Here is a 15,075-nt window from a genome sequence, read left to right on the forward strand (position 1 = left end):
ACGAACGGGGGGACGAATGGGGATGGGGGAGACCGGGGGGTCTGTGCTAATCAGCACAGCGCTGCTCAGCACGGTCGCGTTGGCGGCCGTGGCACTGTGGGCGGGCGCGCTGGTGGTGCACGACCTGCGCTCGCGGCGGCTGCCGGACAGGTTGACGTTGCCCGCCGTGCCGGTGGCCTGGGTGCTCGCCGTGGCGTCCGGTCACCCGTGGGCGGTGCTCGGTGGGCTGGGCTGGTTCCTGCTGTGCGTGCTGCCCGGCAGGCTCACCCCGCGATGGCGCGTCGGTGGCGGCGACGCCAAGTTGGCCCTGAGTCTGGGCGTGGCCCCCGCGGTGGCCGGGGGAGCGGCCGGGGTGTTGCTCGCCGTGGCCGGCGCCTCGCTGGTCACCCTCGTGTTCGCCCTGTCGCCACGGGTCCGGGCGCGCGGGTTGCTGCACGGTCCCGGCATGCTGCTGGCCACGGTAGTCGCCACGGCCGTCACCGCCGTGACGGTGACCTGAGCCATAAACCCCGGGTTGTGGTGACGACCAATGGTTGCCCGTGCGACAATGTAGGGCATGCTTCGATGGACGACTGCCGGGGAATCACACGGCCAGGCCCTTGTTTCCGTTGTCGAGGACATTCCCGCCGGGGTGCCAGTCACCCGCGTCGAGGTGTCCCGCCAACTCGCCCGACGGCGCCTCGGCTACGGCCGTGGCGCACGCATGAAGTTCGAGGCCGACGAGGTGACCTTCCTCGGCGGCGTGCGTCACGGACTGACCATCGGTTCGCCGGTGGCCGTGATGATCGGCAACACCGAGTGGCCGAAGTGGACCACCATCATGTCCGCCGACCCGGTGGACCTCACCGACGAGGCCGTGGCCAAGGAGATGGACTCCGGCCGCGGTGCACGTCTGACCCGCCCACGCCCGGGGCACGCCGACTTCCCCGGCATGGTGAAGTACGGCCACGACGAGGCCCGCCCGGTGCTGGAACGCTCCAGTGCCCGGGAGACCGCCGCGCGCGTGGCGGCGGGCACCTTCGCCCGCGCCCTGCTGCGCGAGGTCACCGGTGCCGAGGTTGTCAGCCACGTCCTGTCGATCGGCCCGTCGGACACCTACACCGGCCCGCCGCCGACCGCGGCGGACCTGGACGCGGTGGACGGCTCCCCGGTGCGCGCGTTCACCGCCCACGGCGACAACCACGAGAAGTCGATGATCAGCGAGATCGAGGCCGCCCGCAAGTCCGGCGACACCCTCGGTGGCGTGGTGGAGGTCGTGGTTTCCGGGCTGCCGGTCGGCCTGGGCACCCACGTCAGCTGGGACGGTCGTCTCGACGGCCAGCTGGCCCAGGCGCTGATGAGCATCCAGGCGATCAAGGGTGTCGAGGTCGGCGACGGCTTCGAGGAGGCCCGTCGCCGTGGCTCCGAGGCCCACGACGAGATCGACCGCCTCGACCGGAGTTCGGGTGTGGGGCGTCGGACGAACCGCGCCGGCGGCCTGGAGGGCGGCATGACCAACGGTGAGCAGCTGCGCGTGCGTGCGGCGATGAAGCCGATCTCAACCGTGCCGCGTGCCCTGGCCACCGTGGACATGGACGACGGACGTCCGGCCACCGGCATCCACCAGCGTTCCGACGTGTGCGCGGTGCCCGCCGCCGGCGTGGTCGCCGAGTCAATGGTCGCCTTGGTGCTGGCGCGTGCGGTGATGGAGAAGTTCGGCGGCGACAGCGTCGCCGAGACCCGCCGCAACTACCGCTCCTACATCGACGACGTGGACGCCCGACTGACCTGGGACGAGGCCTGATGGCCGGCGAGACGGGCGCTGCCGGAGCGTCTGCCACCGCAACCCCCCGGGTCGTGCTCGTCGGGCCGCCCGGTGCCGGCAAGAGCACCGTGGGTCACGCCCTCGGCGAGGCGTTGCGCTGCGGGGTCGTGGACTCCGACACCCTGTTGGAGGACGCCAACGGCACGTCCTGCGGTGAGTTGTTCACCGCCCTCGGCGAGCCGGAGTTCCGGGCGCGCGAGGAGACCCACGTCGCCGAGGCGCTGGGCTCCACCGGCGTGGTGTCCCTCGGCGGCGGCGCGGTGCTCTCCGCGGCGACCCGCCGGCTGCTCGCCGCGCACACCGTGGTCTACCTGCGGGTGTCGGCGGAGGAGGGGACCAGGCGCACCGCGCACCTGGCGACCCGTCCGGTGCTCGCCGCCGCCGACGGCGACGACCCCGCCGCGCGCTACCGCGAGATCCTCGCCGAGCGTGAGGACCTCTACGGGGAGGTCGCCACCTACGTCGTCGACGCCGACGGACGCACCCCCCGGCACACCGTGGCCGAGGTGCTCGCCCTGATCGGCGTGCACGACCCCGCCGCCGACGAGCCTGCCGACGACGAGCCCGAACACACCCCGGAGGCCCAGCTGTGAGTACCCCGACCACCCGCACGGTGCACGTCGCCACGGAGCACCCCTACGACGTCGTCATCGGACGCGACCTGACCGCCGCTGTCGCCGACGCCGTGCCCGGGGCACGCCGCGCCGTGGTGCTGCACCAGCCGCCGCTGGCGGACCTGGCGTCCCGCGTGGCCGACGGCCTGCGCGCCGCCGGTGTCGAACCGGTCCTGTACGAGACGCCGGACGCCGAGGCAGCCAAGACCGTCGCCGGTGCCGCGCAGTGCTGGGACGTCTGCGCCGACGCCGGACTGTCGCGTCAGGACGTCGTCGTCGGCGTCGGCGGCGGGGCCACCACCGACCTCGCCGGGTTTATCGCCGCGACGTGGATGCGTGGGGTGCGGGTCGTGCAGTACCCCACCACGCTTCTGGCCATGGTCGACGCGGCGGTGGGCGGCAAGACCGGCATCAACACCGCCGCCGGCAAGAACCTCGTCGGCGCCTTCCACGAGCCCTCGGCCGTCCTGGTCGACCTCGACGTGCTCGAGACGCTGCCGCACCAGGAGATCGTGGCGGGCAGCGCGGAGATCATCAAGGCCGGGTTCATCCGCGACGGCCACATCCTCGACCTCTACGAGGCCGACCCCGCTGCCGCCTGCGACCCGCACGGCACCCTGCCGGAGCTCATCGAGGCGGCCATCAGGGTCAAGGCGGACGTCGTCGGCCAGGATCTGCGCGAGTCCTCGCTGCGCGAGATCCTCAACTACGGCCACACCTACGGTCACGCCGTGGAGCAGCACGAGAACTACCGGTGGCGCCACGGTCACGCCGTGGCGGTGGGCATGGTCTTCGAGGCCGAGCTCGCCCATGCCGCCGGCCTGCTCGACGCCGACGCGGTGGCCCGCCACCGACGTATCCTCGACAGCGTGGGCCTGCCCACCGGCTACTCCGACGCCACCCTCGCCGAGCTCACCGAGGTCATGGCCCGCGACAAGAAGAACAAGGACGGCAGCCTGCGCGTCGTCGTCGTGGGCGACCGTGAAGGCGACGGTGAGGGTGACGGTTCCTACGTCCCGCAGACGTTGGTGAACCCCGCCCAGGCAGACCTGCAGACCGCCTACCGCAACACCGCCAGCTAGCTCGTCAACAGTCAGCCAAAGTCAGCCAAGGAGACACCATGCGCATCGTCGTGCTCAACGGACCGAACCTCGACCGGCTCGGACGCCGCCAGCCCGAGATCTACGGCTCCACCACCCTGGCCGACGTGGAGGAGGGGCTCAGGGCCGACGCCCGGCGCCTCGGCGTGGAGATCGAGACGCTGCAGTCCAACCACGAGGGCGACCTCATCGACCGGGTGCACCGGGCGGCCGACGACGGCGACGCGGTCGTCATCAACCCCGGCGGCCTGACCCACACCTCGGTCGCCCTGCGCGACGCCCTAGTCGAGGTCGCCGACGGCCCCGGTTTCGTGGAGGTGCACATCTCCAACATCCACGCCCGCGAGGCCTTCCGCCACCACAGCTACCTCTCACCGATCGCCCGCGGCGTGATCGCCGGGCTCGGGGTCAAGGGCTACACCATGGCGCTGGAGTACCTCGCAGGCAGCTAGTGGGTACCTCCCGAGCGGGCACACCGTCGCCCGCGGCGGGGTAGTACCCTGAGGGTCATGACCGACACCCTCACCCGCCGCCGCGCCGTCGCACAGACCGTCGCCGACGCCGGCCACAGCCTCCTGCTCGTCTCCGACCTGAAGAACATCCGCTACCTCACCGGATTCAGCGGCTCCAACGCCGCCCTGCTGCTCGACACCGACGGTGCGGCGACCCTGGTCACCGACGGACGCTACGACACCCAGGTGCGCCAGGAGACCGCGGACTCGACCAACATCGACATCCGGATCACCCGTGACCTCTTCGGTGAACTGCGCGGAGTCGCCGGCGACAGCGCCTTCGCCGTCGAACCGGGCATGAGCGTGGCCACCGCCCGCGAACTCGGTGACCCGGCGATCCTCTCCGGCGCGGTCGAAGGGGCCCGCCTGGTCAAGGACGCGGCCGAGCTGGACGCCCTGCGCGAGGCCGGCCGGCTGGCGGACTCGGTCTTCACAGAATTCATCACCGCCGGCGGCATCCGCGAGGGCATCACCGAGATCGAGGCCGCGGCCGACCTGGAGTACCGCCTGCGGGCCGCCGGGGCGGACGGACTGAGCTTCGACACGATCCTGGCGTCCGGCGTGAACGCGGCCAAGCCGCACGCCGGCGTCTCGCGCGACGTCATCGTCCCGGGCCTGGTGACCATGGACTTCGGCGTGTGGCTCGACGGCTACGCCTCCGACCAGACCCGCACGGTGTGCGTGGGGGAGCCGGACGCACTGTCGGCGGAGATCTACGACCTGGTGTACCGCTCCTTCAACGCCGGGGTGGAGGCCGTGCGCCCGGGGGCGGGCCTGTTCGCCGTCGACAAGGTCTGCCGCGACATCATCGACGAAGCCGGTTACGCGGAGTACTTCGTGCACTCCACCGGCCACGGTGTCGGCCTGGACGTGCACGAGGCGCCCTACGCAGCCTCGCGCACCCCGCAGGACAAGCAGCTCTCCGAGTCGATGACGCTGACCATCGAACCGGGCGTCTACCTGCCCGGGCGTACCGGTGTGCGGATCGAGAACACCTACATCGTCACCGCCACCGGCGCGGAGTCGGTGAACCCCTCGCCGACCGAGTTGCGTGTGCTCTAGCAGGGGACTGCTAGACTGACCGGCTGACCATCCATCCTCGTTTCCCAGGGAGTAGACACGTGGCGACCACCGCGGATTTCAAGAACGGTCTCGTGCTGAAGATCGACAACAAGCTGCAGCAGATCATCGAGTTCCAGCACGTCAAGCCGGGCAAGGGCCCCGCGTTCGTGCGGACCAAGCTGAAGGACGTCGTCTCGGGCAAGACCCTCGACAAGACCTTCAACGCCGGTGTGAAGGTCGAGACCGCCACCGTCGACCGTCGCGACATGACCTACCTGTACCACGACGGCGAGAACTTCGTTGTCATGGACGACAAGGACTTCGAGCAGTTCGAGGTGCCCTCCGAGAAGTTCGGCGACGCCGGCCGCTTCCTGCTGGAGAACATGCGCGTGCAGCTGTCCTTCCACGACGGCCAGATCCTCTTCGGTGAGCTGCCGGTCTCCGTGGACCTGGAGATCCAGCACACCGACCCGGGCCTGCAGGGCGACCGCTCCACCGGTGGCAGCAAGCCCGCCACCCTGGAGACCGGCGCGGAGATCCAGGTCCCGCTGTTCCTGGAGACCGGCAACGTCGTCAAGGTCGACACCCGCTCGGGCGAGTACCTCTCCCGCGTCAACAACTAGACGTCATGTCCAACGAGAATCATTCCGGCGACAAGCAGGCCGGTGAGGCCTACCGCCGCCACGGGGCCCGTTACAAGGCCCGTCGACGCGCCGTCGACATCCTCTTCGAGGCCGAGTTCCGCGACATCGACCCCGTCGAGATCGTCGAGGACCGCACCGAACTGGCCAGGGACGAGTCCAACCAGGTCAAGCAGGTGCCGGAGTACACCGCCCGGATCGTGCCGGGGGTGGCGTCCTCCCTCGACGAGATCGACCGAGCGATCGCCAGCCACCTGAGCAGCACCTGGCGTCTGGAGCGCCTGCCGGCGGTGGACCGTGCGGTGCTGCGCGTGTCCGCCTGGGAGCTGCTCTACAACACGGAGGTCCCCTCGCGGGTGGCGCTCAAGGAGGGCATCCAGCTCGCCTCGGAGTACTCCCACGACAAGGCCCCCGGCTACGTCAACGCCGTGCTCGACGGGATCGCCCGCGACAAGCGCCTCGCTGACGAGGCGTCCGCCGCCGAGAAGGCCGAGCAGGACGCTGCGGCGGCGAAGGCCGAGCGTGACGCCGAGCAGGCGCGCGCCGACGCCCTCGTCGACGGCATCGTCGACGAACCCGCCGACGAGCCGGACGACGAGCCCGGCGACGAGAACTAGACTCCCCGGGGCTGACGTCCCGGGACCGTGCTAGAATTCTGCATGGAAACTGGATCCGGTCCTCGTGCCGGTTCCGACCACCTTTAACGATCCGTCCTGTGAGGCGGGGAAGGAGGTCACGATGAGCACGCAGCATACCGACGGCACCACGGTCACCCTCCTGGGTCCGGACGACGTCGGACGTACTGTCGCACGCATCGCGCACCAGATCATCGAGAAAACGGCACTGGACGCACCCGGCTCCGACCGGGTCGTGCTCCTGGGGATCCCGTCGGGGGGAGTGCCGCTGGCGGCGCGACTCGCCGAGAAGATCGAGGAGTTCAGCGGGGTGGGCGTGTTCCACGGGGCCGTGGACGCCACGCTCTACCGCGACGACCTCACCTCCACGCCGCACCGCGCCCTGAAGCCCACCAGCGTCCCGCGCGACGGGGTGGACGGTGCCACCGTCATCCTCGTCGACGACGTGCTGTTCTCCGGGCGGACCATCCGCGCCTCGTTGGACGCGCTGAGCGACGTGGGCCGTGCCCGCATCGTGCAGCTGGCGGTCCTGGTCGACCGTGGCCACCGCGAACTGCCCATCCGCGCCGACTACGTGGGCAAGAACATCCCCACCTCCACCAGTGAGGACGTCCGTGTCTCCCTCGCCGAGATCGACGGCGTGGACCGGGTGGAGTTGCTCCGCCCGGCCGGCACGGCGCCGGAAGGAGACAACGCATGAAGCACCTGCTGAGCATCGCCGACCTCGACGCCGACGACATCACCCTGCTGCTCGACGAGGCCGACCGCTTCGCCGAGACGCTGCGCGACCGTGAGGTCAAGAAACTGCCGACCCTGCGTGGTCGCACCGTGTTCACCCTGTTCTACGAGAACTCCACCCGCACGCGCTCCAGCTTCGAGACCGCGGGCAAGTGGATGAGCGCCGACGTGATCAACATCTCGGCGTCCTCGTCCTCGGTGAAGAAGGGCGAGTCACTCAAGGACACCGCCCTGACGTTGCGCGCCGTCGGCGCCGACGCGATCATCATGCGCCACCCCTCGTCCGGTGCGGCCCGCCAGGTCGCCAACTGGGTCGGCCAGGGCAGTGACGGCATCAGCGTGCTCAACGCCGGCGACGGCGCCCACGAGCACCCCACCCAGGCCCTGCTGGACGCGGTGACGCTGCGCAACAAGCTCGGCACGCTCGACGGCGCCCACGTGGTCATCGTCGGCGACATCCTGCACTCCCGGGTGGCGCGCTCCAACGCCCTGCTGCTCACCGCCCTGGGCGCGGACGTGACCTTCGTCGCCCCGCGAACCCTGCTGGCCCCGGGGATCGAGCACTGGGTCAACCCGAACGGCCCGGCCGCCGGCAAGGGCACCGTGCGCGTCAGCCACGACATGGACACCGCCATCGCCTCGGCGGACGCGGTGATGATGCTGCGCGTGCAGGCCGAGCGCATGGACGGCGGTTTCTTCCCCTCGCACCGCGAGTACGCCACGCGCTACGGGCTGTCCCAGGACCGCCTGGCAGCGCTGAAGGACGACGCGATCGTGCTGCACCCCGGCCCGATGCTGCGCGGCATGGAGATCAACGACGCGGTGGCGGACGCCCCGCAGACCGTGGTCCTCGACCAGGTCACCGCCGGTGTGCACGTGCGCATGGCGGCCCTGTTCACCCTGCTGGTCGGCACCGAGACGAACGCGGGGGAGCAGCGATGAGCACAACAACCATCCCGGAGGAGAACAACGTGAACGACTACCCGGCAACCGGCGTCCTTCACCCGGCCGCCGAGGGGGCCGTGCTGCTGCGCGGCGTCCTGCCCTACGGCGAGGGCGACCCGCAGGACGTGCTGGTGCGCGACGGCGTGATCGCCGAGATCGCCCCGACCGGGAGCATCAGCGCCACCGATGAGTTCGAGGTCATCGACCTCGACGGCCAGGTCCTGCTGCCGGGCCTGGTCGACATGCACGTGCACATGCGCGAGCCCGGCCGTGAGGACACCGAGACCATCGCCACCGGTTCGGCCGCCGCCGCCCGCGGCGGGTTCACCGCCGTGTTCACCATGGCCAACACCGACCCGGTCACCGACACCCCCGCCATCGCCGAGATGGTGTGGCTCAAGGGCCAGCAGAAGAACCTCTGCGACGTGCACCCGGTCGGCTCGATCAGCCGCGGGCTCAAGGGCACCGAGCTCACCGAGTTCGGCATGATGGCCGACTCGGACGCCAGGGTGCGCATGTTCTCCGACGACGGCAAGTGCGTCGACGACCCGCGCCTGATGCGCCGGGCCGTGGAGTACGCCGGGGGACTGGACGTGCTGCTCGCCCAGCACTGCGAGGAGCCCCGCCTGACCGAGGGCGCCGTCGCCCACGAGGGTGAGACCGCCGCCCGCCTGGGACTGCGCGGCTGGCCGCGCGTCGCCGAGGAGTCCATCGTGATCCGCGACGCCCTGCTGGCCCGCGACTACGGCGGACGCCTGCACATCTGCCACGCCTCCACCGAGGGCACCGTGGGCCTGCTGGGTTGGGCCCGCGAGCACGACATCCCGCTGTCCGCCGAGGTCACCCCGCACCACCTCATCCTCACCGACGAGAAGCTGGAGACCTACGACGGGCACTACCGGGTCAACCCTCCGCTGCGCGAGACCCGCGACACCCTGGCGCTGCGCCGGGCCCTGATCGACGGCACTGTGGACTGCGTGGCCACCGACCACGCCCCGCACGGCTCCGAGGAGAAGTGCTGCGAGTTCGACAAGGCCCGCCCCGGCATGCTGGGACTGGAGACCTCCCTGGCGATCATCGCCGGGCTGTTCGTCACCGACCCACCGCAGGACCAGGAGCGCCAGGACTGGCGTTTCGTGGCCCGGGTGATGTCGGAGCGCCCGGCGGAGATCCTGCGGCTGCCCGGACACGGGCGTCCGGTGGCCGTGGGCGAGCCGGCGAACCTGTGCGTGGTCGACCCTGACCACGGCTGGACCGCCCACGGCGAGCAGATGGCCTCCAAGTCGGCCAACACCCCCTACGAGGGGATGGACCTGCCGGTGAAGGTCACCACCACGCTGCTGCGCGGCAAGGTGACCTGGCAGGACGGCCAGGTGAGCGACAAATGACCGATAATACGACAGAGAAGAGTACTGCTGTGAGTTCCTCCCGCACCCCCGCGCTGCTGGTCCTCGGCGACGGACGGGTGTTCCGCGGCCGGGCCTTCGGCGCCACCGGCACCACCCTCGGTGAGGCCGTCTTCACCACCGGCATGACCGGTTACCAGGAGACGATGACCGACCCGTCCTACCACCGGCAGATCGTGGTGGCGACCGCCCCGCAGATCGGCAACACCGGCTGGAACGACGAGGACGGCGAGTCCCACGGTGACCACATCTGGGTCGCCGGCCTGGTCATCCGCGACCTCTCGCGCACCGTGTCCAACTGGCGCGCCGACCGCAGCCTCGCCGAGGAGATGGAGAAGCAGGGCGTCATCGGCATCCAGGGTGTCGACACCCGCGCTATCGTGCGTCACCTGCGCGACAAGGGTTCCGTCGCCGCCGGCGTGTTCAGCGGCGAGGCCGCCGGGCGTCCGGTCGAGGAGCTCGTCGCCGAGGTCAACGCCCAGCAGTCGATGGCCGGCGCCGACCTGGCGACCCAGGTCTCCACCGACGAGACCTACGTGCTTGAGCCCGAGGGGGAGACGCGCTTCACCGTGCTCGCCTACGACATGGGCATCAAGACCAACACCCCGCGCAACTTCGTCGCCCGCGGCGTGCGCACCGTGGTCGTGCCGGCGAACTCGCCGGTCGAGCCGCTCATCGAGCAGTACTCCCCGGACGGCGTGTTCATCTCCAACGGTCCCGGTGACCCGGCCACCGCCGACGTGATGGTCGAGCAGGTCCGTACCGTGCTGGAGCGCAGGATCCCGCTGTTCGGCATCTGCTTCGGCAACCAGATCCTGGGCCGCGCCCTGGGCATGGAGACCTACAAGCTGAAGTTCGGCCACCGTGGCATCAACGTGCCGGTGCTCAACCACCTCACCGGCAAGATCGACATCACCTCGCAGAACCACGGCTTCGCCCTGAGCGGCCGTGCCGGTGAGCCCTTCGACACCGACTTCGGCACCGCCCAGGTCACCCACACCTGCCTCAACGACGACTGCGTCGAGGGTGTAGCCCTCGACAGCGGCCTCGCCTTCTCCGTCCAGTACCACCCCGAGGCCGCCGCCGGTCCTCACGACGCCAATCCGCTGTTCGACCAGTTCATCGAACTGATGGAAGGGAACAACTAAATGCCGAAGCGCACCGACATCAACCACGTCCTCGTCATCGGCTCCGGCCCGATCGTCATCGGCCAGGCCTGCGAGTTCGACTACTCCGGCACCCAGGCGTGCCGTGCCCTCAAGGCCGAGGGCCTGCGGGTCTCGCTGATCAACTCCAACCCGGCCACGATCATGACCGACCCGGAGTTCGCCGACCACACCTACATCGAGCCGATCCAGCCCGAGTACATCGAGAAGATCTTCGCCGCGGAGAAGGAGGCCGGCCACCCGGTCGACGCCGTGCTGGCCACCCTCGGTGGGCAGACCGCGCTGAACGCCGCGATCCAGCTGGACCGCGCCGGCATCCTCGACAAGTTCGACGTCGAGCTCATCGGCGCCGACATCGACGCCATCGAGCGCGGCGAGGACCGTCAGAAGTTCAAGGACATCGTCGCCTCCATTGGCGGCGAGTCCGCCCGCTCGCGGGTCTGCCACAACATGGACGAGGTCCACGACACCGTCGCCGAGCTCGGCCTGCCGGTCGTCGTGCGCCCGTCGTTCACCATGGGTGGTCTGGGCTCCGGCCTCGCCTTCACCTACGAGGACCTGGACCGCATCGCCGGTGGCGGCCTGGCCGCCTCCCCCGAGGCCAACGTGCTCATCGAGGAGTCCATCCTCGGCTGGAAGGAGTACGAGCTGGAGCTCATGCGCGACGGCGACGACAACGCCGTGGTCATCTGCTCCATCGAGAACGTCGACGCACTCGGCGTGCACACCGGCGACTCCATGACCGTCGCGCCCTCCATGACGCTGACCGACCGCGAGTACCAGATCATGCGCGACCAGGGCATCGACATCCTGCGCGCCGTGGGCGTGGACACCGGCGGCTGCAACATCCAGTTCGCCGTCAACCCCGACGACGGCCGCCTGATCACCATCGAGATGAACCCGCGTGTGTCGCGCTCCTCGGCGCTGGCGTCGAAGGCGACCGGTTTCCCGATCGCCAAGATCGCCGCCCTGCTGGCCATCGGCTACACCCTCGACGAGCTGCGCAACGACATCACCCAGGTCACCCCGGCGGCCTTCGAGCCGACCCTGGACTACGTGATCGTCAAGGCCCCGCGCTTCGCCTTCGAGAAGTTCCCCGGCGCCGACGACACCCTCACCACCACCATGAAGGCCGTGGGTGAGGCCATGTCCGTGGGCCGCAACTACATCGCCGCCCTGAACAAGGTGCTGCGCTCCCTGGAGACCAAGCCGGCCGGCTTCTGGACGACCACCGACGAGTACTTCGCCGGCGAGCGTGCCGGCGACCTCGCCGCCGTGCTCGACGACCTGGGACGTCCCACCGAGGGCCGTATCTACGACATGGAGCTGGCCCTGCGCCTCGGCGCCACCGTGGACCAGGTCCACCGCGCCTCCGTGGGCGTGGACCCCTGGTTCCTGCACGAGCTCAAGGCCCTGGTGGACTTCCGCTCCGAGCTTCAGGACGCCCCGGTGCTCACCGAGGACCTGCTGCGCGAGGCGAAGTACATGGGCCTGGCGGACACCCAGATCGCCGCGCTGCGTCCCGAGCTCGCCGGCGAAGACGGCGTGCGGTCGCTGCGCTGGTCGCTGGGCATCCGTCCGGTCTTCAAGACCGTGGACACCTGCGCCGCGGAGTTCGAGGCGCAGACCCCGTACCACTACTCCGCCTACGAGATGGACCCCGAGGCCGAGACCGAGGTCGCCGAGCAGCGCGACCGCGAGAAGATCATCATCCTGGGCTCCGGGCCCAACCGCATCGGCCAGGGCATCGAGTTCGACTACTCCTGCGTGCACGCCGCGCTCGAGCTCTCGCGCGTGGGCTACGAGACGGTCATGGTCAACTGCAACCCGGAGACCGTCTCCACCGACTACGACACCGCCGACCGTCTCTACTTCGAGCCGCTGACGTTCGAGGACGTCATGGAGGTCTACCACGCCGAGGCACAGTCCGGCACCGTGGCCGGCGTGATCGTGCAGCTCGGCGGCCAGACCCCGCTGGGCCTGGCGCAGCGTCTCACCGACGCCGGCGTGCCGGTGATCGGCACCTCCTCCGAGGCGATCAACCTCGCCGAGGACCGCGGCGAGTTCGGCACCGTGCTGGAGAAGGCCGAGCTGCCCGCCCCGGCCTTCGGCACCGCCACGACCTTCGCCGAGGCACGCGCCGTCGCCGCCCGCATCGGCTACCCGGTGCTGGTGCGTCCGTCCTACGTGCTCGGCGGACGCGGCATGGAGATCGTCTACGACGAGGCCTCCCTGGAGGACTACATCGACCGCGCCACCGAGATCACCTCGGACCACCCGGTGCTGGTCGACCGCTTCCTGGACAACGCCATCGAGATCGACGTCGACGCCCTGTGCGACGGCGACGAGGTCTACCTCGCCGGCGTGATGGAGCACATCGAGGAGGCCGGCATCCACTCCGGTGACTCCGCCTGCGCCCTGCCGCCGATGACACTGGGGGAGAGCGACATCGACAACGTGCGTCGCTCCACCGCCGCCCTGGCCCACGGCATCGGGGTCAAGGGCCTGATGAACATCCAGTTCGCCCTGAAGGACGACGTCCTCTACGTCATCGAGGCCAACCCGCGTGCCTCGCGCACCGTGCCCTTCGTCTCGAAGGCCACCGGTGTGCCGCTGGCCAAGGCGGCCTCGCGCATCATGACCGGTACGCCGATCCGCGAGCTCATCGCCGAGGGCCTGATCCCGGGTGACCGGGACGGCGGCTCGCTGCCGCTGGGCCACCCCATCGCGGTCAAGGAGGCGGTCATGCCCTTCAACCGCTTCCGCAACCCGCAGGGTGAGATGCTCGACAGCCTGCTGAGCCCGGAGATGAAGTCCACCGGCGAGGTCATGGGCCTGGACTCCGACTTCGGCACCGCCTTCGCCAAGTCCCAGGAGGCCGCCACCGGCTCCCTGCCGACCAGTGGCCGGGTGTTCGTGTCCGTGGCCAACCGCGACAAGCGCACCATGATCCTGCCGATCCAGCGTCTGGCGTCACTGGGCTTCGACCTGGTCGCCACCGAGGGCACCGCGGCGATGCTACGGCGCAACGGTCTGGAGTGCGAGGTCGTGGCCAAGCAGACCGACATCGAGTCCGGCACCGCCGCCGAGGGCAAGAGCTCGATCGTGGACCTCATCGACCAGGGTTCGATCGACTTCATCCTCAACACCCCGGCCAGCACCGCCGCCGCCCGGGGCGACGGCTACGACATCCGTGCCGCCGCGGTGCGCCAGGGTGTCTCTTGCGTGACCACGGTGCAGGGTGCCGTGGCCGCGGTGCAGGGCATCGAGGCGCTGAAGGGCTCCACCACGGTGGTGCGCGCCATCCAGGACGTGGACCATGACAGCTACTGAGTCCACCCGGGACACCTTCGGCGAGCGTTTCCTCGCCCGCTCCGGGCACCTGGGACGCCTGTGCGTGGGCATGGACCCGCACGCCGGCATCCTGCGTGACTGGGGCCTGGGTGTGGACGTCGCCGGGTTGGCGGAGTTCTCCCGCATCTGCGTGGAGGCCTTCGCCGACACCGCCTGCGTGGTCAAGCCGCAGGTCGCCTTCTACGAGGCCTTCAGCTCCGCCGGGCTGGCCGTGCTGGAGGACGCCCTGGCGGCGCTGCGGGGTGCCGGCACGCTGGTGGTGGCCGACGCCAAGCGTGGCGACATCGGTTCGACGATGGCCGGCTACGCGACGGCCTGGCTGTCGGACGACTCGCCGCTGTGCGCCGACGCCGTGACGGTCTCGCCCTACCTGGGCCTGGACTCCCTGGCACCGGCCCTGGAGGCCGGTGAGGCCACGGGCAGGGGAGTGATCGTGCTCTCCGCGACGTCCAACCCGCAGGGCCCGCAGTTCCAGACGCTGACCACCCCGGACGGGCCGAGTGTGGCCCAGACGGTGGTGGACTGGGCGGCGTGCCACAACGCCGCACACCCCGGCGGCGGCAACGTCGGCGTGGTCGTCGGCGCGACGGTCGCCGAACCGCCGGTGCTGGACGCCGTGGGCGGGCTGGTGCTGATGCCCGGTGTGGGCGCCCAGGGCGGTGGTGCGCAGGACGTCCGGCGTATCGCCGGGGCGGCCGAACGGTGGGCCAGCCCCAACATCTCGCGGTCCGTGCTCGCCGCGGGCCCGGATGTTGGGTCCCTGCGCGAGGCGGTCGCCGCCGCCGCGGCGGAGTTCCCGCAGGTCTGAGCGCTCCGCGCGGGAGCGTCCCGCGGAGCGCGAACTGGGGCTTTGTTCAACTTCCCCCGGTCGTAGTGCTACACTTGGCGCGTTGTTTCATGGTCGCGACCTGCGACACCTCTCCCGTGTAAAACGTGGGGGTTGTTGGCATTCGGCACAGCGTATCGCTAGGATTCGTCGAGGCTGACGGTCGGACGTGACGTCCGACCGGCTGAAACACCTGAAGTACCTGAAGTGCCTGCATTTCATGCAGTACCCCATAGCAAGTGACATCGAACCACAGAACAAGACGGAGGAAC

Annotated in this window: 14 protein-coding genes; all 14 read left to right on the forward strand. The window is 70.1% G+C overall.

All coding sequences use genetic code 11. The features are described 5' to 3' along the window. The first annotated feature begins 43 nt into the window (after nucleotides 1–43). The 14 genes from ACT3UN_RS03025 (at nucleotide 44) to pyrF (ending at nucleotide 14,785) form a co-directional block, all read left to right on the forward strand. Nucleotides 44–499, forward strand: coding sequence for an A24 family peptidase (locus ACT3UN_RS03025; RefSeq protein ID WP_441579258.1), 456 nt, complete (start codon nucleotides 44–46; stop codon nucleotides 497–499). Between the two features lie 57 nt (nucleotides 500–556). Beyond that, the gene (gene aroC / locus ACT3UN_RS03030) at nucleotides 557–1,783 is read left to right on the forward strand and encodes a chorismate synthase (RefSeq protein WP_301441895.1); all 1,227 of its coding nucleotides are present in this window, start codon (nucleotides 557–559) and stop codon (nucleotides 1,781–1,783) included. Continuing rightward, nucleotides 1,783–2,397, forward strand: a complete 615-nt coding sequence (locus tag ACT3UN_RS03035; protein WP_301441896.1) for a shikimate kinase — start codon at nucleotides 1,783–1,785, stop codon at nucleotides 2,395–2,397. The genes aroC and ACT3UN_RS03035 overlap by 1 nt, the downstream gene beginning before the upstream one ends. Beyond that, entirely contained in the window at nucleotides 2,394–3,500 is a 1,107-nt protein-coding gene (aroB, locus tag ACT3UN_RS03040; protein WP_441583063.1) for a 3-dehydroquinate synthase, read from the forward strand. Before ACT3UN_RS03035 ends, aroB begins: the two co-directional genes overlap by 4 nt. 38 nt (nucleotides 3,501–3,538) lie before the next feature. Next, a complete protein-coding gene (aroQ, locus tag ACT3UN_RS03045) occupies nucleotides 3,539–3,970 on the forward strand; it encodes a type II 3-dehydroquinate dehydratase (RefSeq protein ID WP_301441898.1) in 432 nt (143 codons plus the stop codon). A 57-nt stretch (nucleotides 3,971–4,027) separates the two neighbouring features. Continuing rightward, a complete protein-coding gene (locus ACT3UN_RS03050; protein ID WP_301441899.1) occupies nucleotides 4,028–5,092 on the forward strand; it encodes a M24 family metallopeptidase in 1,065 nt (354 codons plus the stop codon). A 59-nt stretch (nucleotides 5,093–5,151) separates the two neighbouring features. Beyond that, on the forward strand, nucleotides 5,152–5,715 hold the full coding sequence (gene efp, locus ACT3UN_RS03055) for an elongation factor P (RefSeq protein WP_301441900.1): 564 nt from the start codon (nucleotides 5,152–5,154) through the stop codon (nucleotides 5,713–5,715). 5 nt (nucleotides 5,716–5,720) lie between these two features. After that, nucleotides 5,721–6,350 carry a transcription antitermination factor NusB gene (gene nusB / locus ACT3UN_RS03060; protein ID WP_301441901.1) on the forward strand — a complete coding sequence of 210 codons (630 nt, stop codon included), beginning with the start codon at nucleotides 5,721–5,723 and terminating at the stop codon, nucleotides 6,348–6,350. A gap of 121 nt (nucleotides 6,351–6,471) precedes the next feature. Then, nucleotides 6,472–7,068 carry a bifunctional pyr operon transcriptional regulator/uracil phosphoribosyltransferase PyrR gene (pyrR, locus tag ACT3UN_RS03065; RefSeq protein WP_301441902.1) on the forward strand — a complete coding sequence of 199 codons (597 nt, stop codon included), beginning with the start codon at nucleotides 6,472–6,474 and terminating at the stop codon, nucleotides 7,066–7,068. Beyond that, nucleotides 7,065–8,048 (forward strand): aspartate carbamoyltransferase catalytic subunit, encoded by a 984-nt coding sequence (locus ACT3UN_RS03070; protein WP_301441903.1) that lies wholly within the window; start codon nucleotides 7,065–7,067, stop codon nucleotides 8,046–8,048. Before pyrR ends, ACT3UN_RS03070 begins: the two co-directional genes overlap by 4 nt. Beyond that, a complete protein-coding gene (locus tag ACT3UN_RS03075) occupies nucleotides 8,045–9,439 on the forward strand; it encodes a dihydroorotase (RefSeq protein WP_301441904.1) in 1,395 nt (464 codons plus the stop codon). Before ACT3UN_RS03070 ends, ACT3UN_RS03075 begins: the two co-directional genes overlap by 4 nt. Further along, nucleotides 9,436–10,605: a glutamine-hydrolyzing carbamoyl-phosphate synthase small subunit gene (gene carA, locus ACT3UN_RS03080; RefSeq protein ID WP_301441905.1), complete on the forward strand. Its 1,170-nt coding sequence runs from the start codon at nucleotides 9,436–9,438 to the stop codon at nucleotides 10,603–10,605. The genes ACT3UN_RS03075 and carA overlap by 4 nt, the downstream gene beginning before the upstream one ends. Further along, entirely contained in the window at nucleotides 10,606–13,956 is a 3,351-nt protein-coding gene (gene carB, locus ACT3UN_RS03085) for a carbamoyl-phosphate synthase large subunit (RefSeq protein WP_301441906.1), read from the forward strand. Then, nucleotides 13,943–14,785, forward strand: coding sequence for an orotidine-5'-phosphate decarboxylase (gene pyrF, locus ACT3UN_RS03090; protein WP_444656280.1), 843 nt, complete (start codon nucleotides 13,943–13,945; stop codon nucleotides 14,783–14,785). Before carB ends, pyrF begins: the two co-directional genes overlap by 14 nt. The last annotated feature ends 290 nt before the right edge of the window (nucleotides 14,786–15,075 follow it).

This window comes from Corynebacterium sp. AOP12-C2-36, assembly GCF_052379185.1.
GTDB lineage: Bacteria > Actinomycetota > Actinomycetes > Mycobacteriales > Mycobacteriaceae > Corynebacterium.

Bases quoted from the DNA above. Each gene is read 5' to 3' on its own strand.
- aroC (WP_301441895.1), top strand. From the start codon at position 557: ATGCTTCGATGGACGACTGCCGGGGAATCACACGGCCAGGCCCTTGTT.
- ACT3UN_RS03035 (WP_301441896.1), top strand. From the start codon at position 1,783: ATGGCCGGCGAGACGGGCGCTGCCGGAGCGTCTGCCACCGCAACCCCC.
- aroQ (WP_301441898.1), top strand. From the start codon at position 3,539: ATGCGCATCGTCGTGCTCAACGGACCGAACCTCGACCGGCTCGGACGC.
- ACT3UN_RS03050 (WP_301441899.1), top strand. From the start codon at position 4,028: ATGACCGACACCCTCACCCGCCGCCGCGCCGTCGCACAGACCGTCGCC.
- nusB (WP_301441901.1), top strand. From the start codon at position 5,721: ATGTCCAACGAGAATCATTCCGGCGACAAGCAGGCCGGTGAGGCCTAC.
- pyrR (WP_301441902.1), top strand. From the start codon at position 6,472: ATGAGCACGCAGCATACCGACGGCACCACGGTCACCCTCCTGGGTCCG.
- ACT3UN_RS03070 (WP_301441903.1), top strand. From the start codon at position 7,065: ATGAAGCACCTGCTGAGCATCGCCGACCTCGACGCCGACGACATCACC.
- ACT3UN_RS03075 (WP_301441904.1), top strand. From the start codon at position 8,045: ATGAGCACAACAACCATCCCGGAGGAGAACAACGTGAACGACTACCCG.
- carA (WP_301441905.1), top strand. From the start codon at position 9,436: ATGACCGATAATACGACAGAGAAGAGTACTGCTGTGAGTTCCTCCCGC.
- carB (WP_301441906.1), top strand. From the start codon at position 10,606: ATGCCGAAGCGCACCGACATCAACCACGTCCTCGTCATCGGCTCCGGC.
- pyrF (WP_444656280.1), top strand. From the start codon at position 13,943: ATGACAGCTACTGAGTCCACCCGGGACACCTTCGGCGAGCGTTTCCTC.